This window comes from Psychrobacter glaciei (genome assembly GCF_014652895.1).
Lineage (GTDB): Bacteria > Pseudomonadota > Gammaproteobacteria > Pseudomonadales > Moraxellaceae > Psychrobacter > Psychrobacter glaciei.
This window is the reverse complement of record NZ_BMZR01000001.1, coordinates 164,362-183,353: the sequence shown is the minus strand read 5'-3', so window position 1 is coordinate 183,353 and position 18,992 is coordinate 164,362. Positions and strand designations below refer to the sequence as shown.

At 39.9% G+C, this 18,992-nt stretch carries 20 protein-coding genes and 2 tRNA genes; 10 read left to right on the top strand and 12 right to left on the bottom strand.

What is annotated here, in order from left to right; all coding sequences use genetic code 11:
• Nucleotides 1–30: 30 nt before the first annotated feature.
• Nucleotides 31–285: a hypothetical protein gene (locus tag IE130_RS00795; protein ID WP_189580255.1), complete on the bottom strand. Its 255-nt coding sequence runs from the start codon at nt 283–285 to the stop codon at nt 31–33.
• 612 nt (nt 286–897) lie between these two features.
• On the opposite strand from IE130_RS00795, the gene IE130_RS00790 reads away from it, so the two are divergent.
• Nucleotides 898–1,785 carry a P-loop NTPase family protein gene (locus tag IE130_RS00790; protein ID WP_201574392.1) on the top strand — a complete coding sequence of 296 codons (888 nt, stop codon included), beginning with the start codon at nt 898–900 and terminating at the stop codon, nt 1,783–1,785.
• A 175-nt stretch (nt 1,786–1,960) separates the two neighbouring features.
• Here IE130_RS00790 and IE130_RS00785 read toward each other — a convergent pair whose 3' ends face one another.
• The 6 genes from IE130_RS00785 to IE130_RS00760 form a co-directional block, all read right to left on the bottom strand.
• A complete protein-coding gene (locus IE130_RS00785; protein ID WP_189580252.1) occupies nt 1,961–3,334 on the bottom strand; it encodes an SIR2 family NAD-dependent protein deacylase in 1,374 nt (457 codons plus the stop codon).
• 523 nt (nt 3,335–3,857) lie between these two features.
• On the bottom strand, nt 3,858–4,130 hold the full coding sequence (locus IE130_RS00780) for a hypothetical protein (protein WP_189580250.1): 273 nt from the start codon (nt 4,128–4,130) through the stop codon (nt 3,858–3,860).
• A 186-nt stretch (nt 4,131–4,316) separates the two neighbouring features.
• The gene (locus IE130_RS00775) at nt 4,317–5,246 is read right to left on the bottom strand and encodes a DUF4435 domain-containing protein (protein ID WP_189580247.1); all 930 of its coding nucleotides are present in this window, start codon (nt 5,244–5,246) and stop codon (nt 4,317–4,319) included.
• Entirely contained in the window at nt 5,246–6,610 is a 1,365-nt protein-coding gene (locus tag IE130_RS00770; protein WP_201574390.1) for an AAA family ATPase, read from the bottom strand. Before IE130_RS00770 ends, IE130_RS00775 begins: the two co-directional genes overlap by 1 nt.
• A gap of 33 nt (nt 6,611–6,643) precedes the next feature.
• Entirely contained in the window at nt 6,644–7,240 is a 597-nt protein-coding gene (locus IE130_RS00765; RefSeq protein ID WP_189580244.1) for a hypothetical protein, read from the bottom strand.
• Between the two features lie 106 nt (nt 7,241–7,346).
• Nucleotides 7,347–7,691, bottom strand: coding sequence for a helix-turn-helix domain-containing protein (locus IE130_RS00760; RefSeq protein WP_189580241.1), 345 nt, complete (start codon nt 7,689–7,691; stop codon nt 7,347–7,349).
• A 108-nt stretch (nt 7,692–7,799) separates the two neighbouring features.
• On the opposite strand from IE130_RS00760, the gene IE130_RS00755 reads away from it, so the two are divergent.
• The 3 genes from IE130_RS00755 (at nt 7,800) to IE130_RS00745 (ending at nt 9,105) form a co-directional block, all read left to right on the top strand.
• Nucleotides 7,800–8,027: a hypothetical protein gene (locus IE130_RS00755; RefSeq protein ID WP_189580238.1), complete on the top strand. Its 228-nt coding sequence runs from the start codon at nt 7,800–7,802 to the stop codon at nt 8,025–8,027.
• A 191-nt stretch (nt 8,028–8,218) separates the two neighbouring features.
• Entirely contained in the window at nt 8,219–8,548 is a 330-nt protein-coding gene (locus IE130_RS00750) for a hypothetical protein (RefSeq protein WP_189580235.1), read from the top strand.
• Nucleotides 8,545–9,105 (top strand): hypothetical protein, encoded by a 561-nt coding sequence (locus IE130_RS00745; RefSeq protein ID WP_189580232.1) that lies wholly within the window; start codon nt 8,545–8,547, stop codon nt 9,103–9,105. The genes IE130_RS00750 and IE130_RS00745 overlap by 4 nt, the downstream gene beginning before the upstream one ends.
• Nucleotides 9,106–9,155: 50 nt before the next feature.
• Here IE130_RS00745 and IE130_RS00740 read toward each other — a convergent pair whose 3' ends face one another.
• Nucleotides 9,156–9,497, bottom strand: coding sequence for a helix-turn-helix domain-containing protein (locus tag IE130_RS00740; protein ID WP_189580229.1), 342 nt, complete (start codon nt 9,495–9,497; stop codon nt 9,156–9,158).
• A gap of 118 nt (nt 9,498–9,615) precedes the next feature.
• Here IE130_RS00740 and IE130_RS00735 point away from each other — a divergent pair, with 118 nt between their 5' ends.
• The 6 genes from IE130_RS00735 (at nt 9,616) to IE130_RS00710 (ending at nt 14,723) form a co-directional block, all read left to right on the top strand.
• A complete protein-coding gene (locus tag IE130_RS00735; protein ID WP_189580226.1) occupies nt 9,616–9,819 on the top strand; it encodes a hypothetical protein in 204 nt (67 codons plus the stop codon).
• On the top strand, nt 9,809–10,063 hold the full coding sequence (locus IE130_RS00730; protein ID WP_189580224.1) for a hypothetical protein: 255 nt from the start codon (nt 9,809–9,811) through the stop codon (nt 10,061–10,063). Before IE130_RS00735 ends, IE130_RS00730 begins: the two co-directional genes overlap by 11 nt.
• A gap of 17 nt (nt 10,064–10,080) precedes the next feature.
• Entirely contained in the window at nt 10,081–10,299 is a 219-nt protein-coding gene (locus tag IE130_RS14370; RefSeq protein ID WP_189580221.1) for an ogr/Delta-like zinc finger family protein, read from the top strand.
• An 11-nt stretch (nt 10,300–10,310) separates the two neighbouring features.
• Nucleotides 10,311–10,652 carry a hypothetical protein gene (locus IE130_RS00720; protein WP_189580218.1) on the top strand — a complete coding sequence of 114 codons (342 nt, stop codon included), beginning with the start codon at nt 10,311–10,313 and terminating at the stop codon, nt 10,650–10,652.
• A gap of 26 nt (nt 10,653–10,678) precedes the next feature.
• Nucleotides 10,679–13,348 (top strand): toprim domain-containing protein, encoded by a 2,670-nt coding sequence (locus IE130_RS00715; RefSeq protein ID WP_189580215.1) that lies wholly within the window; start codon nt 10,679–10,681, stop codon nt 13,346–13,348.
• 205 nt (nt 13,349–13,553) lie between these two features.
• Nucleotides 13,554–14,723, top strand: a complete 1,170-nt coding sequence (locus IE130_RS00710) for an Arm DNA-binding domain-containing protein (protein ID WP_189580212.1) — start codon at nt 13,554–13,556, stop codon at nt 14,721–14,723.
• A gap of 325 nt (nt 14,724–15,048) precedes the next feature.
• On the opposite strand, the gene IE130_RS00705 is transcribed toward IE130_RS00710, so the two are convergent.
• The 4 genes from IE130_RS00705 to IE130_RS00690 form a co-directional block, all read right to left on the bottom strand.
• Nucleotides 15,049–15,139 (bottom strand) — tRNA-Ser (locus IE130_RS00705).
• Nucleotides 15,140–15,222: 83 nt separating this feature from the next.
• Nucleotides 15,223–15,313 (bottom strand) — tRNA-Ser (locus tag IE130_RS00700).
• A 162-nt stretch (nt 15,314–15,475) separates the two neighbouring features.
• Nucleotides 15,476–16,642 carry a type I glyceraldehyde-3-phosphate dehydrogenase gene (locus tag IE130_RS00695; protein ID WP_227676093.1) on the bottom strand — a complete coding sequence of 389 codons (1,167 nt, stop codon included), beginning with the start codon at nt 16,640–16,642 and terminating at the stop codon, nt 15,476–15,478.
• 101 nt (nt 16,643–16,743) lie between these two features.
• Nucleotides 16,744–18,699, bottom strand: coding sequence for a DEAD/DEAH box helicase (locus IE130_RS00690; RefSeq protein WP_189580209.1), 1,956 nt, complete (start codon nt 18,697–18,699; stop codon nt 16,744–16,746).
• Nucleotides 18,700–18,992 lie beyond the last annotated feature (293 nt).

Sequence of the window (18,992 nt, the reverse complement as noted above, 5' to 3'; positions counted from 1 at the left end):
TTTTTCACACTAACAACGCCTACAAAATATTTAAAACTGTGTAAAATCATCGTGATTTAAGGGTTTTTGTGGCGAATAACCAAGCCTCATCAACTCGTTTTTCACATCTGTTAGCTCAGTAGTAAGATTGTGAATTCTAACCTCGTAGTCCATTTCTTTGATCCAAGCTCCCATTTGCTGAGGGCTAATTTTCATAAGTGTAGCAATAGCAGATTTTGGATAGCCGAACTCATAATGTAAGAGGTATGCCATTTTCTTTTCTTTAGCGCGATGGAGGTCATGCATTTGGATGCTTCCTTTTAGGTAGAATGGGCTCATACTGCTCGATATAACAGCATGAATTTACATTAATACCGTAACTATTTACAGTATTAATGTAAATTACATTAATACATTATAAAAGTAAAGTGAACTTTGTTATATCATTGCTCAAAGCTTTAGCCTATAGCAAAAATAAAAGGTATTCATTATTGACTACCACAATCATTGCGCATAAGCAGGTCCATATTTTCTCTCCTTGAGTTAAACATATTTTTGCTAAATAAGTTATAATAGCACTTGCTTGGGAGCGCCGATATAAGGCTTTGCACGAATAAGGCGGACACATATCGTGGTGTGTATTTCAGCCCCAAGCACCTTATATTGAGACTAAAAAAGCCCTGCTGTATAGCAGGGCTTTTTTATATGACAGCGACTGAAAATGAATGTCCTAATAGGGAATTTATCTAAACTTTGTCTGGTTTCATGATATTATCAGCTATACGACCTAATAATAAACTACTAAAGTAGGCCTCTTACATAATTCATTACTAGAACTTTGGGTTAGTTCAAGCAAGTCAATGAAACGGCACTTCTATAAGAGATCTAATACATTTTTTCTTATTCAAGGATTTTATAATGACATTAAGCACGGCTTATTCAATTGATTTAAACAAAGATATTAATGCAGAAGACGCTGACATTGCTTTTCAGAAAAAAGAGATATCTAGTCAAAAAGATTTTCGATGTCCGAATGAAAAATGTCGTATAGCTGTCACTTGTGCCAATTTAGAAAAACCTAAAGTCGCGCGCAAGGTAGACCCTTATTTTAGATCAGTTGAAGATCACAGTGAGAACTGCCCATTTGCGGTCGAAGAGGCAAGAGATATTAAGCCTGAAACATCAGACTCTTACTATGACGGTGTTGATACAACTAAGGGAAATACGCTAATTAACTTAGCACCACCTCCTCCTAAACCTCAAGATTCTGAATCTACAGATGTTAAGCCTAGCAAAAAACCATCGCCTCAATCTTCTTCAAAACGCAAAGATTCTGAGCATAATAACGATCGTACCAAAAGAATATCGTCATTAGTTACAAGTTTTTTAAATGGTGAGAACTTTGATGTTACCCTACCCCACCCTTATGCAGAGGATATCTCTCTCCAAGATTTATTTATTGAAATTAATGGACAGGATATTAGCGATTTAGATCAAGACACGTTACGTATTTATTACGGAGAAGCATGGATAAACACAGTATATAATGGCTATCAGATAAGATTCGGAAATGACTTTCTAGACGCCAGCCAATCAGATAAAGAACTTCGCAAACAACCTACACTCTATATCCACCGAGATAAAATAAAAGATGCGCCTTATAAAAAATATAGAGAAATAAGAAATCTGATAGGTCCTAAGAAAAAGGACGTTTTCATCTTATCACATGCACCTGCTCTAAGCGCAGACGGAAAATATATCAATTTCACGTTTACAGGATTTCAGTATTTAGAAGTTATAGCCTAGATCTATATACAAATATTGAATGGATTGCAGAGAGAAGCAAATAACAATTAGATCATAAAAAACCCCGCTTAATAGCAGGGTTTTTTTATTGCATAAGGTAGCCATTCTACTCTATACATTCGGAAATAGCCTCAAGAAAGATATAAGTATCCTAGACGTGAGTAATCGATAATAGCTAACTCATGTCTAGCTCATAAGGTAAGTTATTTTTTACCTTATCCAGTAAATCCAAAGCTTCTTGAGAGTACTTACGAAACTCGCTGTTTATTCCAGATTTAATTCTTAAATGATATTTATTGTCTGAATCTTTAATATTTATACCTTTTTCTTTAGATATTTCAGTTATCAAAGCATGTACAGGATACCAGCCATCATAACCTAATTTTGTAGCAAGTTCCGTAAGTGTATAACAAAAACTAGCATTAATATGCTGACCATTATCAAGAGTACCTAATCCAAACAATGTTAGTAGTTTAGAATCATCATTTGATACCTCTGATAATATTTTAAAATTAAAAGGTAATTCTCTTTTTGGTATATCAGAAGTTACCATTTTATAAGTTCTGTTAAGAAGTGATCTTAATAATTTGGGACTTACAGTAATTTTTGGAGATAATTGTGCTATTGCATCGTATACCCAATCATATTCATTAGCATAAATAACCTTAATTCGAATACTTTTATTTTCATTAAGAGCAATAAGCTTTTCTTTCGAGTAATTATTACTTTCACTAAATTCTTTGTCAAAAATAACCATGTAAATATTTGGAACTAGCTCGCCTTTAGAAGCTAATATCTCATCTATATCAGATAAAATATTTATAATATTTTGATCATTAAGGCTATAACCCAAGAAGAATAAAGGATGCTCTGCAAAATAAGTTAATAACTTTGAGCTTAAATACTTTTTCTTTTCATTAAAATATTCGTAATCTTCATGTGTTAGTACAATACTATTGCTATCTTCATAGCAGCCATGTATTTTTAATATTTCACCATAAGATGTATAATTAGCTCTTATTACTTGTTGCCCAACAATCTTTTGATGTTCATCAAAAATAACCTCTAATGCACCGTCATAATTAGTTGTAATGACTGCGTGTGGCTTTATTTTTCTGAGTGATTCAATTTCATCTTTGTGATCATTAGACTCCAAGTCGATAGAATTAGTTACCTCTTCAAAATACTTAGAAACTACATACTTAATATAATCCTGCTTTTTAGCATTATCCTCAAATAATGCTGGAGGAAATATACAGTCATCTTCGTCCATTGTTTCCCATGCCCAATTGCTATAGATCTCAACAAAACTACTCGCCATCAAAGTATAATCAGTTGAATTATCACTTTTGTACTGCTGCTCATAGAAGGCAAATTTTCTCTTATTGAGCTCAGGGCACTTCTTAACCAATAGCTTCATAAGCCCCTGCCATGTTGGAGTCTTGAAGTATCTTTGAGAGATGCCAGAACCAACGAAAAGAATAGGTTGTACTTCCAAGTCAGTCATGATTTCTGCAATATCTTGAGTTATTTCTTCTTTATAGCCCATATCTTTCTCCAATAGGTAAAGTGCTTCTTATTATTTTAATGAGTTTATTTATGTAGCTTATACAACCTAGATCAAGTCAACCAACGAGGTATATACTGTCTTTGGTAGTCTTGATGCCAAATTTTAATTACACTTATTAATCCTACTATCAAATAACCCATAAACAGGATTCTTTTTACAGGCTGTAAATCAACTACTCCACTGAACAAACTATACGAGTCAGGTATGACATACATAAAAAAAACGATTCCGACCAAGAGCATAACCAGTAAGAAAATCAACGCTCGCATACCAAACATACAATAAAACTCCATTTTATCTAGCATTATTAGTTCCTCCACAGGATTAAAAAATATGGCAATCACAACGACTTAATAATAGTAGGCTGTCTTCATCGAATTTACTAGTATTGATACGAGTATAGATCACTAATATGTCCTCTCGAGAATTAACGAAAGCTCTCTGATGAAAACCAAACAAAAAGCCCCGCTAAATAGCAGGGCTTTTTGTTTGTTCGTTGCTTCTAAGACTTACGATATAACTCATTAATATCAATCTCTCCGATGGCGATACTCATTAGGTCATCGGTATCTAATTGGCTAAAGATAATAGCAGCTGCTCGTCTATCTAGTTCTTCCTTAGCTGCAGCTCGCCAATCGAACTCGCAATCTGTGAGCATGTCTAATTCCCAAAATCGCTTGCTCTTAACATCCTTAACAACGTCAATAATATTGTCATAACCGCCATCTGCTACTAGTTCTTCGTTTTGGGCTTTTGCTATTGTTAGGTTTGTCATCGTGGTGTTCTCCTTGAGTGGCTGCCATTTCAGGGGCTGCCGTTGTTTGATGGGTCTAGTATCACTCGATCAAACAATCGTAGCAAGGAAACGTAGTGTCCGAAGGGACACGGTTGTTGTTAAACTTATTTTGTAGTGAATCGTCTATAATAGTTATGCTAAATATCTATCATGAAACAGAAGCTCTTAGCAAGCTCTAATAAAATCTTTTAGACAATCCGGTGTATCAGCATATTGTGAAAGCTCAGAGATTGCATTATCTTGCGATATATTGAGATGTACTTTTCCTTTCTCACTAAAAAATTTAGGGGTCTTAGAGTTTCTATCACTTTTTAATTTTGATAGTAATTCACACATAAAATCTATTTGCTGCTTCCCTCGAAAAAAACGCGTTCTATCAACAGTCTTAAATGAATTAGCAGCTTCTTGTATTGCATCTGCGGATAACTTAAAATCTAAAATATCTTTAAAAACACTTGAGGGATCAGTAGTATCATATTTCAATAAAGAACGATCAATATCTATTTTTATAATTTTTTTTGTTTCAACATTTCCTATATTTAATCCTTTTGTCTCAGGATCATCCCTCTTCATTATTCTATGAGCTTTTGCCCAAATATTGAACACCTCAACGCCATTCACAAAATCATCTAACCTATTTATAAAAGCATTCAAACACTTTGGAAACTCATGTCTGTTTTCATTAAACTCAGTTATATTAAACTCAGCCGACAATATTTGTCTAAAGCAACTTTCTGTCACATATAAATTCTCAATAGAATAACAAGGGGTTACATAGATTTTATTTGGATTTGGATTTACAAACCAATCTTCATAATCTCTGTCAATAAACCCAGCATAATTGACTTTATTATAAGTAGGATGCTGATTAACTGTTTCAGCTAGCTTTAATACAGCTGTACGACCTCCTGTATTTATACCACTCCAACGCCCTTGTCCCTTTATAGTATTGAGGCTATTAGCATAATATTTCTCATCTTTACCTTCAAAAATACATATTAAGGTAGATTTATCTTTAGCGTAAATCCTAGTCATTTCAGTAAATTTTACACTGTAAGATGAGCCTTGCTCTTGCATTTTCTGCACTCTATCCATTACAGTTCCTCTATATATGTGCCTAGATCTACTGTATTGGATATAAGTTCATTTTCAAAAATAAATGGAGAATGCGTTGTAACAAACATAAAAGCACACTTACCTGAATTGATAATATCTGGCAATAACTTCTTTTGCCATTCCATAGATAAAGAAAGTTCTGGTTCATCATAAAATATAGCTAAATTATTTTCTTTTTTTAGATACAATCTTGCAAATAGAGATATTATTTGTTTTTCACCAGAAGATAGATTCTCTATATTTACTTCGCGCTTATTCTTTCTTCTAACGATACTAATCGTAACTTTACTTTCATTATAATGAATCTTTTTGTCTACAAGATATTTGTTACATACCTCACTAAAGTCTTGTATCGCTTTATCGTTGCTTCTTTGTTTTTGGTAAACTTCGACCAAATTTGAAATAAAATATATAAGCTGGTCATGACCTTGGAATATCTCTTTAGACTCTACAAGTCTAAGAATCTCCTGTTTAGAATCCTCCTTTATATTATCCCCTATACGATCTAGAACAATCCTAATAGCTTCTGGATTTTCAATACTTGATATAATTTTTCTATTAATTTTGATACCAGTTACTAACTGGCTTAGCATCTGTCCATTAACTTTTGAAAACCATTCAATTGAAGATGTAATAATCTCATCAGTTATATCTTTGAATATTTTATTTACATCTTCCATTCCAAATTTAATTAAATTATCACTATCTATTTTATCAAAATCGTTTCCCGATATCTCTTTCAAGTTATGCTCAACTCTTCTATAAGTCGGAAGATAAACTATCTTATAAGGAAATTTAATTTTTATTCTATCCATACTGTCTCTAATTTCACTGACAGAAAGACCCTTGTTTTTAAAATAATTATTTTCTATTTTCTTTAAAAAAACCTCATTTTCATAAATATCACCTTCTAATATTTTATTTTTTATAATATCATTATATTTTAAAAGTTGTTTTCTCAAAACGTTTAAATCACTCTCTGATTTTTTGTTTTCACTATAAACATCATTTTTTAAATATTTATCAGAAATAAAACCATGCAAATTAGATTCTTTGATTCCATATTTTGATACAAGTAAGAAATAACTCAAATTAGATTTTCTTATAGAAACTTTCTCATCATCAAAAAACGTTATATGTATACTTTTAAAATCAACCTCCTGCAATTTATTTAAATTACCTGATAAAACCGTATACAACACATTCAAAATTGTGGTTTTCCCATAACCATTTTCTGCAACGATAATCTTTATATTATCTTCAAAGTCGATTCTTACATTTCTTTCACTATATAGACCTTTAATCTCAAAGGATTTTATTATATTTTCCAATTTGTTAAACATTTTATAATCTCGCTGTTAGATAAAGGCCAAATCTCACTCGCTACTCAAATCTATATGAATAAAACAAATTCCGTCATTACATTGCCCTGTAGCAGGATAGCCACTAACTGGCTTACTACGATACTTACCGCCATTAGATAAATACATTATCGCTTCAGCTCCTTCACGACCTGCCATAGCCCTAGCGAGCTTGTAGACGTCTTTTAAACTCTGCTGGCTGTTTTCAGTCGTCTCAGGCTTGTCTGAAAACTGATACCAATTTAACTCTATACTGTTAGGACTATGAGAAAATAAAGCAGACAAAGGTGTCTCATTATTAATAACATAAAGTTTTTTAGGTTGGCCTTCAGTGTCAGCCGAGTCCTCTACTTCATCTGGTTCCAGTCCAGCACTAGCGATGATCGCATCACCATCTAGCATACCAACCGTCTCAATAGGCTCACTGAGATCATCTTGATACCATGAGACATTCTCCTGCTCAGTACCAACTTTAGAATAAACCTCAATAGCACCATTTTCATGGACTTTATAATCTTCAGGTGCCAGCCCTACCTCAGCAGCAATTTCATCAATATCGACTTCTACAGGCTCAGTTTCACTACATCCAGCAATAGCGAAAACAGTCATCATTATGGCAAATCTTTTAAGCATGGCTAAGTTCTCAAATAAAAAACATTAGTTTACCGTAAAAAATTCGCCATTAGCATAACAAAAGTTAATTAAATATACCCGTTATTTATTCCATCGCCTCGTAAGTCTTGATCAGTCTCACCAGCTCAGCACGTCGCTTGCTACGGCGATACAGCTCTAATAACTGCATCTCATCATCAGTCAGATCGCCAGCCGACTCATCCAGACGCTTGCCGGTGACCACATAAGAAATATCATACCCAATATCAGATAGTTTCTTGGCTAACCCTAAATCAGGTAGCCTTTTGGCATTCTCATATCTAGAAAACGTTGCATGAGCCACACCTAAGGTGTCTCGCACTGTTTCTTGTGGTAGTCCCAGTCTTTCACGCTCTAAAACAAGACGCTCAGACAGATCTTTGATAATTTGTTCATCAGTAAATGTTTTCATATAGATATAAAAATCCTTTACATATCCATAAGGCTATGGAACAATGCAATTGTTAGCTAGTAAGACAGTTAGCACTTTATCACAAAACATAATTATGGAGTATTCACGATGCCATTAGTACCATTTGCCACGCGCTTATCTGAGTCCAAGCGCAGCTATATCCGATATAAAGCCATGCACACGGGCAAAGATATACAAGATTTAGTGGATGAGATGATTGATTTCTATCAGCGACATGACAGCGAATTTATGAAACTGTTTGCCACCCTATCGCTGTCTAATGACAGTACCAAGGAAGTAGGCAATAACGATCAGGAGAGCCTCAATGAAAAATAGACCTAACACCACCCAGCAAATTAATACCTACATCCGTAGCCAACAGCTACTAAATCAACACTTACAGTTATTTCAGACAATAAAAAAGGCAGACCGCGCTCGCCAAAGTCAACGGTCTACCTTTACAACCAAAGCAATCAAACTAAATAACGTTGATTACCTAAACCAACTAACTCATGGAGTTAATCAGTATGAATAAGTATAGCACAGCCAACAGTAACGAATGTAGTGAGGTCAAAAAGTTACCGATCAAACGCTATATGCTTGCTGGTCGTCGTAGAGTGGTTCTATATAACAAGGATTTAGCGAACATTAGTAACTTATCAGAGTCAAAAATTAACACCTTGCATAAAAAGTCACAACTAAGAAAGGGGCAAGATTGGGTGTTTAATCCCGACAAAAGTGATTTCGTATTGAGCCTTTCATCTGCACAAGCCATTATGGTCATAGCAGATACGGACAAATCTTGGGAAATTCATCATCGAATAAGTGACTTTATACAGCAAGGATTTAAAAAATGACTTTACAAAAACAAGTAAAAGAATTGACTACGAATATCCATGACAATCAAACTATCGCAGATGAGCTATACCGTATTCACTGCTATAGCTCTACGCTAGCGAAGCTTTGTAGCACTGGTAGCTCAGACAGTGCCATTGACCCAGAGCAGTTAGAGCAAATATTTAAAGACATTGCTGAGGTAACGGATGCAGGTGCATCAGCGCTAAGCAAAGTCTCAGAGAATGCTCTAGAATCTGAGACTAACCCAGATCCGTTCACGACACCATTTATTAAGCATCATGATATGATGGGAAAAATGGAGCGTATATATGTACCAGAGTATGTAGAAATTAACGATCTAACACCTACGGAGATACTCAGCCAAGGCGTTATACTTCCCGAGAAATATAATCATTATAAAGTCAAAGACTTCAAGCTATGGCTCCATGCTAAGGATAGTTTTAAAGAAGTGTATTTATTAGTACCACTATTTGAAAAGCGTATGGATTCTGAAGACCAAGATACTTTTCATCAACGTGTTGGTATACAGATAGTCCGTGAATGTGTGCAAAGATAATCGTACTAATCGTTAAAAAAAGACCGTCAGCAATGGCGGTCTTTTTTTGTCTATTCAGCAGCGATAAATACCCTTGCCATTTTCATAAGATGATCTGGATCATTCGCTTGGCGATAGAGCTCAAGCCAAGCATGCTCACCCTCCGTCAAATCGCTAGCAGACTCCCCCAACCTATTGCCGGTCAGTACATAGTGCATGTCATAGCCCAGAGCTGCAAACTCATGCGCCTGTATCAAATCAAGCGTGCGCTTGCCCTGTTCATAGCGTGACAACGATGTAGCACCTAGCCCAAGCGCAGTATAAACATCCTTTTGCGTAAAGTTCAAACGCTGACGCTCAGTAGTCATACGATTGCCGATTTGAGCCATCAACTCATTAGTTAAATTATCCATTTGGATTACCTTATGAATTGACTTATCCGTTTGGGTAAGTCATAATAATATTGTTGCTAGATAGTTAGCAATTTAACACATACCTGCAATGACTTTAATAACTATCGGAGACACCACGATGTCTAGATCAACTTTGAATGTGCGAATTCCTGAAGATAAGCACAAATACCTTCGCCTAAAAGCCACTCATTCTGGCAAGCAATTACAAGAGCTCGTCACGGAATGTATCGACCAATATCAACAGAGCGATGAAGACTATATGTCGAAGTTTAAGCCACTCATTGAGTCTCCTAATACCAAGGAGAACGCTCATGGCGCATAAGAACTGGGACAACGTCCGCGACCATCGCCTATACGGTTATCTTAATCAGAAAGAGCTTGATCAGTTCTTAGAAGCGATGAGGTTACGTGACATGGGGCAACAAGCTACCGCAGTACGCATATTCGTGACAGAAATGTCAGAACAAATAATCATTGACCACCGTCAAAAGCAGTTTAAACAACAGCAGGTAGTTATACCAACGGTGAGTTACCAATTCCCTGGCGGTAAGTTTACCGTTAACTAATAGAATCTGGAGACTCTATGGCAAGTTCAACGACAGCATATATCCGCTGCCCTCACTGCGATTCAAGAATGCGTACACATGGGCACGTCACATTTAGTGCTTTAACGAAACAACTTACAGCAGCTTGCCATAATCCAAATTGTCTATTCTCGGCCAAAGTAAGTATTGAGATATCACAACAACTACAACCCAGTCTGCAGCCAAAACCTGAAATTGCGGCTGCACTCACCAGATAAGGATAATCACGATGACAAATCCAACTCCTCAATCGCCTGTTAGTGATACAACCATTTCAAACAACAAGCACAACCCATTTAATCTCACGACAGATATAAGAGATTCATTGAGCGAAGTGTTTTGCGCGGCTATTCACTCCCACAAAAGCGACTATCTAACGCGCAAGCATTGGCTAGCCGAGCATGTAGCCAAAGAAGATCATGATGAAAAGCATACCGAAACTCTTATTTCACTATGTGACTTCTCTGAGCGACTTTTAAAGAGTGAAGCTCAGACCTACGAGGCAATAATGGGTAGCGACTTTTGGATTGAAGAAGTCACAAAAATCATTCAGAAAGCAGAAACCGCTTAATACTCTCCAAAAAATTAGGTAATACCATGACACGAATCAATGACAAAGTCGTAGACCGCCTGATATCGGACTACGAATTCAAAGTAAGCGGTGACTGGCTACGTGAGGGTCGCTGCCCAGATTGCAGTAAAAAATCTCTATTCACCCACGCGTCTACGCCCCGAGTCGTCAAATGTGGTCGGCTAAATAAATGCGGCATGGAAGTCCACGTCAGAGACTTGTTTTCTGACCTATTTACTGATTGGTCAGCAACATATAAACAGACCGACGTTAGCCCCAATGCGGCAGCCGACGCTTATCTAAACGAAGGGCGCGGTCTTAGCATCAAATCAATTAAAGGCAGTTACAGCCAAGAGCAATATACCAATCGTGAGCTTGGCATATCATCTGCGACCGTGCGTTTTCAACTGCCAAACGGCGGTTGGTGGGAGCGCATCATTGATAAGGCAGACCGTTTCCCTCGCAAAGCCAATCTTAAATACGGGTACGATCTAAAAGGTTACTGGTGGTGGCATCCAGCAAACACTCAACTGCCAACCGAGATTTGGATCACCGAAGGTATTTTTGACGCTACTGCATTGCATGAGCATGGCCTTGATACTGTCAGCTCCATCAGCTGCAGCAACTTTCCTGAGCACAGCCTGTATGAGCTCAAGAACAAATATAATAAAGAGAAGCGCACCCTACCCACCCTAGTGTGGGCATATGACAATGATAAAGCCGGCAAAGACTACACCAAAAAATTTGTAAAGCTAGCTGCAAATATGGGGTTTGAGTGCGTGGCCGCCCAGCCACCGTATGAGAAGCATCGTAAATTAGATTGGAACGACCTACACGAAATGGGTCGTCTCACATCTGAGCATCTAGAACACTATCGTTACTTAGGCAATTTACTAACAGCGACGTCAGCGTCAGAAGCTGCTGTCATTATGTATATGCACACCAAACGCACCAGCTTTTATTTAGAATACAACTACCGCACTTGGTGGTTTGAATTAGATACCAAAGCCCTATCCACCTGTATCGGTGTCGAAAAGCACCAAGTAGGCTCTTATCTTGAGTCTGTCAGTGATTTAACCGATGTCGATGAACAAATGCCAGAGTTCGTAAAATCCTGCAGTACCGTCACCGAGCTATGTAACGCAAAGCTTGAAGCCCTTTATTTTCAACGTAACGAGATCACAGATGAGTCCTGGTACTTCATGCGTGTGGCCACAGCAAAAGGTGCAGTAACCACAACGATCACTGGCGATCAATTATCTAGTCCCTCTAAATTTAAGCCTCGTTTGCTGTCCGTTTATGCCGGCGTATTTTGGACAGGCGCAGCCGGTCAACTAGACATTATCATGCGTCATCAGACCGAAGCCCTCAAAGAAGTAAAAACCACCGACTTTATCGGTTACAGCAAAGAATTTGGCGCATATATCTTTAATGACACCGCAGTACATAAAGGCAAATCAGTTGCGATCAATGAGCAAGACTATTTCAAACTCGGTCGCTTGGAAGTCAAGTCGTTAGCAAACTCCCCCACGATGCACCTCAATACCAAGGACAAGCCAAACTTTGACTGGTGGCCAAAATTCAACAAAGTACGTGGTGACTACGGCACAGTCGTCATGGCGTGGTGGCTAGGCACTTATTTTGCCGAGCAGATACGCGGTATCGACCGTTCGTTTCCATTTTTTGAATTGGTCGGTCAAGCCGGAGCTGGTAAGTCACGTTTGCTTGAGTTTTTATGGCGCTTATCAGGACGCGAAGACTACGAGGGCTTTGATCCATCAAAAGCCACATCAGTCGCTATTTACCGTGAGTTTGCCCAAGTATCCAATATGCCTATCGCCCTGATTGAAGGTGACCGTAACGATGAGGACGGCAAAAAATCTTACTCAAAGTTTGAATGGGATCAGTTAAAGGATGCATTTAACGGTCGCTCGATACGTAGTCGCGGTGTCAAAAACAACGGCAACGATACTTACTCACCGCCGTTCCGCGCTGCCATCATGATTAGTCAAAACGAACCTATTCAAGCATCTGAAGCCATGCTTACTCGCTTACTTCATATCCGACTGACTCGCGAAGGTCAGACGCTCGAAGGCAAATACATTGTCGACGAGCTCGACCGCATACCGCTCGAAGTAACCAGTCAGTTCATGGTTAAGGCCATTCTCAATGAAGAAGCCATCCTGCAGACGTACAAAGAGAAAGTGCGGATTTACGAAGCCTTCTATCACTCAGCTGGCATCACTCATACTCGTATTGCATTAAATCATGCTCAGGTAGCGGCTATGGTTGATTGTCTGCATTTGCATGTATTGGACGGCGTCATGACAGATGAACAAGCCAAAACTGCCAAAAGCACACTAATTACAATGGCAGAACAGCGCGTGGCCAGACTGTCCAATGACCATCCACTCGTTGAGCAATTCTGGGAAATCTACGAATATTTGGAATCGTCTGCCGATTGCAATATGAACCACTACGCAGCTGATAAAAAGAAAATAGCCATCAACCTACCGGCCTTTTATAAGATAGCCCAGTCTGAAGGGCAGAGATTGCCTGAACAGACTGAAATGAAGCGCTTACTCAAATCAAGTCGCAAACATAAATTTATCGACTCAAATGTGCCTGTATCAAGCGCTGTTTATAAATCAAAGACAGTAAAATGCTGGGTATTTGAAGAAGGACTAGAGTCATAGGTGACAACATCCTAATTACTCCGAAATTACCTTTTCAAGGTAATAATTAATCCAAATAAAATCATAAAGATAAAAAGAGGTAATGAAAGTCTTACCTTTATTACCTCTTTTTTTACTACCGTAGTATTACCGCTCTTTCACCGCTCACATTTTATTGTCATCCACGTTATAACCCTACTTTTGACCTGAAATCAAAGGATACAGAATGTCTGCAGGTATAGAACCTTTAAAAACCAGCATCCGGATTTGGTGGCGCGACGCAAGCGGAGAGCGTGATCGCGAAACCTTATATGACACACCACCCACTGAAGCCAATTTGAAAAAAGCCAAATCCATCGCACAATCGATAGATACTCAAATAGAAATGGGTACGTTTGATCGTGATCAAACCTTCCCCCATTCACCTAAGCGCAAAGCAAGTTATTTTGGCCATTATCTTAATCAATGGAAAACAACAGAGGAATCTTTGGTAGCTCCTACGTCATGGAACACATATCTAAGCAAAGTAAATAATCATATCAGTGACTACTGGTCACAAAAGCAGATGGCCAAAATTAAAGTGGAAGACGTTGAGGAATGGGTCTATAAAGACTTGATAAAGCGCAAGGAACTAGGCTCAAAAACGATTAAAGAGATCTTAGGGTTATGGAGAAAAATTTACAGCTATTGGTCACGGAACCAGAGCACAGCGAATGATCCCTCACAGTACATCAAACTTAATTTTAATGACCCAGACGATATCTACCCTTTCAACAGGGACGAAATAAGTTTAATTATAAAAAGTGAGCCGGACCAGGCACGTAAAAATTTATGGACAGTGATGATATGGTCGGGTTTGTCGTCACACGAGCTGCTCGCATTAGCCGTGTCAGACTTAGATTTGGAGAATGGCCACGCTTATATCAGGCGCGGTGTGGTAAAAGGCGTTTACCGGGTAACAAAAAATCGTCGGCGCAAACGCCAAGTTGAGCTATTGCCCATCGTAGTAGATGCCCTACGTAGTCAGATTGAATTGATAAAAGACACTGCACTGCAGACAGTCATGATAACAGAGCGAGATCATCGCACAGAACGGCCACATACACTACAATTTCTGTGGCACAACCCAAACACTGGTACACATCATACTTACGAGCAGCTGCGCCACGTGTGGGCAGATTATTTAGAGCGCATCGATGTAGACTATCGACCGCTCAATAATGGCCGGCACACTTATGCAAGTCAGGTACTGTCAACTGGCGTCGTTACTGCAGAATGGTTAGCAAAACAACTTGGACATAGTACTACAGATATGATCCACAAACATTACGGTAAATTCATACCGCAAGATTCTGGCCACATCATCAAGATACTAAACCACTCATTACAGATATAGCCCATGCCCAGCCCATGCCCAGCCCACGCATGAAGTACCAAGCTTTACAGATATAGCCGATACCCAACCTACGCACGAAGTACCAGGCTTTACAAATATAATAACCATGCCTAGCCCACGCACGAAGTATCAGGCTTTTTAGCGCAACAACGCTGGAAAGCCTTTATTTATGCGCCCTCACAAACCATTTATGACGGTTTAGCAAAAATAACCAGTCCACAGCCCAGCCCACGACAAAGAATTAGCATCGAATTACAGGCATAAAAAATCCTGCGCAAGGCAGGCTCTTTAAAGGTTTCAGCGTTTTCAGCTATCACCCGATGTTTGGAGGAGACGGAGAGATTCGAACTCTCGAAGGGCTACAAACCCTTGTCGGTTTTCAAGACCGGTGCATTCAACCACTCTGCCACGTCTCCATTGGTGGATCATTATAACGATATAAAATAAAAATGCAACAAAAAAAGCCGCAATCATTAATAATAATTGCGGCTTTCGAATTTGGAGGAGACGGAGAGATTCGAACTCTCGAAGGGCTACAAACCCTTGTCGGTTTTCAAGACCGGTGCATTCAACCACTCTGCCACGTCTCCATTGGTGCAATATTATAGCGATATAACATGAGAATGCAAGCAATTAATTGAACGAACTTAAATTATTTTGATGCTATCGTTGATTCAGTTTAAAAGAGAGTTAAGGCAACTGAGTGCAGAGGTATAAGTCATACTTCAAGCGAGGTTAGCGCTGTCACTCTTTTATAGATGATGGACGATAGGCTTTTTATGAGATGCTAGATGCAAACACATATCTAGCAGCCTATTGGCATAGCCCCATTCGTTGTCATACCACGCAAAAACCTTGTATTGCCCGCCCACTTGCATCAGCTGTTGCCCATCAATAATCAGCGATTCAGTTTGATGGATAAAATCGCTGGAGACCAGTGGTTCTTCGGTATAAGCCATGATGTCATGCAAATGTGCCTGACTGGCCGATTTGAGTACCTCACGAATTGATTCAATACTGACATCTGGTGTATCAAACACAAAAGTGACATCAATCGCCGCCACATCGATGGTTGGCACGCGTATCGAATGTCCATTTATCTTGCCCACCATCGCTGGCAACACCCGCTCTGTCGCAGCGATACTACTAGAGGTGGTGGGAATGATATTGTAGCCGGACGCGCGCGCCCGTCTTGGATCACGGTGCGCCTGATCCAGCACGGTCTGATCAGCGGTGACCGCATGAATCTCCGTCATCATGGCAGACGTCACACCAAACGCCTTATCAAGGGTGTCAATGAGCGGCACCAATGCCTGCGTGGTACAAGAGACACTCGATATAATCGGTAGCTCAAGCGTTAACGCATCCGTGTTCACACCCATAACGATACAGGCATCCACATCATCGAATGGCGCGGCACCGATAATCACTTGCTGCGCGCCAGCGTCGATATGTAGCGTCGCTTGCTCATAAGAGCGAAAGTGTCCAGTACATTCTAGCACCACATCGACACCCAGCGCCTGCCAAGGTAGGTTTTGTGGATCAGGCTCTGATAGCATATTGATGCAGTAAGTCAGATTGTTCTTGGTCAGGCAAAGCTGGGTCTTGCTAGCGTCATCTGCACCACTCTCTACAAGCTCAGCATTGACGCCCAGTCGACTGAGGCGACCGTGCGTGCTGTCAAATTTTAACAAATGAAGGAGTATGTCGGCTGGCGCTAAATCATTAATCGCCACCACATGAATGGCACGGCCTAACACTTCAAAGCGCTCTAGCAAAGCGCGCAGTACATTACGCCCGATACGACCAAAGCCATTAATAGCAATCCTCAGTGGCTGCGCGTGCTCACCAGTGGTACGATAGCTCGCTGCTATCGGGTCAGAGGTCAATTGATAAGTGGCGCTAGAAAAATCAGGCATAACAAGTTATCGCTATTTTATAAAGGGCGGTAGGATCGGCGCGCTGTCACCTTGAACGTGCTTTGTTTTGATGGCTGCTGCCTATCAAAGCTTAATAGACGTTATGGCGTGATAAAAATCAGCGCTAAGCGAATGGTGTTGTAGTCAATACTTTGTTTAAGATGATCAAATATCGGACGCAGTTTGATACTACCATCATCATTAAAATCGTTCGGATTATTGGCAACCTTGATGGCGACATAAGCATTTCCAACGGCTGTCATCACTTCATCCTCTGGGCGCAGATGGTCGCAGGCGAGGCTTGGATCTTGTGCCTTTAGATCGCCAATATGACGCATGATGGTTGATTGTGACAGCTGGCGCGCTTGCGAGATTTCTGCAATGGTCAAGCTCTCTTCTAACAACACTCTGGTCGCAAGTAAGGTGCTGTCTGACTTATCAGAGACCTGATTGCCAAGCTTCTGTTTTTTATCGAGCTTCGCATGCTGTTGTTCGCGGCGCTTTTTTTGTAGAGTGGCATAGGCATCAATCACAGACTTACTCAATGTACCGCCTGACTTCAAGGTGAATTTTTCATGTGCCTGCTGCATGCTCTCTTCATCTAGCATCGCATAATTGGCATCGGCTTCGTCAGACAGTACCAAAAACCGCTTATCTGCCCCACGTGCCAACGGATCAAGTTGCAAGCTCATGTCATTCATACCCAGCAGTTGCAAGCCAGACAGCGATTTGAGTCGTGACAGTGCCACATAGCCCTGCCCAAGCTCAAAGGTACGTGATAAGTCAATTTCAGCCGCATCGAGGGTCATGCCTTGCGATTTGTGAATCGTAATAGCCCATGCTAGACAGAGCGGTACTTGCTCATAGCTTGCCAGCACATCACCGGTTTCATCTTCGATTATCCATTCTTCAGGCTCGGCGATGACTTCACGGCCTGAGTTAAGCCTAACCACCGGCATTTTTTGCGTGGTTGGTTTTTTGGTTTTTGGTTTTTCTTTATCTTTTTTGGCAGCACTCTTTTTACCTTTAGCGGTATTTTCGACAGCATCATCTGCATTAGCATTGTCTTCATTAGTATCGTCACTACTATCATCTTCGATTAACGCCTCACTGCTGTCCTTGCTATCATCAATTTTAACAGCCGCAAAACCAATCAGCTCGCCCATCGTACCGTTGGAGACGCCAAGCTCGGCATTGTTTTTGATAAACATCACCTTTGCACCCACTTTGAGAATCAGCTCATCTTGGGTACGTACCGTCTTTTTTAGAGTCTCAACCAGCTTACTATCGCCTGTCGCAGTCGCCTCAAAGCGCATCATCTCTCCATCTAGCGCGGCCAGCTCTTTGTCATTGATTTTATTGACGTTGAGATTGTGTGTATAGAGACGAGTGCGCTTGATATCGACGCTTTGATCATAGGTGGCTTCTAACGCGGCAATCGCCTCAAAGGTCACTTCCTGGCGACGTATTTGGTTAAGAATATCGTCTAAATCAAGCCCGCCATTTGCCGCGTCGCTGACCTGCCGATGCTGCTCAGACAAGTAGCAGATGTGGAACTTAGCATCGAGCCACGCTTCCGACATAAAAGCAAACTTTTCACGATTGCTCTCACCCTTACTACCGATCGGCGGTAACTGAAAAAAGTCACCCGCCACCACCACTTGTATACCACCAAACGCTTTGTCATTTTTGCGTACATGCTTCAGTACTTGGCTAACCAAATTGATCTGCTTGGCGTGCAGCATCGATATCTCATCGATGACCAATACCGCAGTATCTTTTAGCCGGTCTGCTAAAAATTGCTTACGCGCTAAATTGCTCAAGTCGCGATCAGACAACTCATCTTTGATACCAATGCCCGACCAACTATGAATAGTCGTGCCATTCATATGAGTGGCAGCAATGCCCGTACTCGCGGTGACGGCAACCGGTACACGTCGCGCACGAAGATAGTCGATGTACTGGTTGAGAGTATAGGTTTTACCTGAACCTGCTGAGCCAGTCAAAAAGACGTTTTGACCTGTTTTTAGGATATCAAGAGCAGAAGATTGACGCATAGATCCAAACCAATTAAATGAATAGTAATAAGAAGAAGAGCATAAAAAAATAAAGTATAGAAAAAGAAAGCTGCCACGTCTAAGTAAAGAATCCTAGCAAGCCGAGATAGCAAGCCAAAATAGATGGCAACAATTATAACAGCTGCATTCGCTTTGCGAACCACTTTAACCGTTACATATCACATAACTTAAAGTTATATGATACAAAATATATCATTATAAAAAGTCATTATCGTTCCGCACCAAAGCTCAGTACGATAGGGTGATAACTTGTTCAGGAAGACCAAGTATTT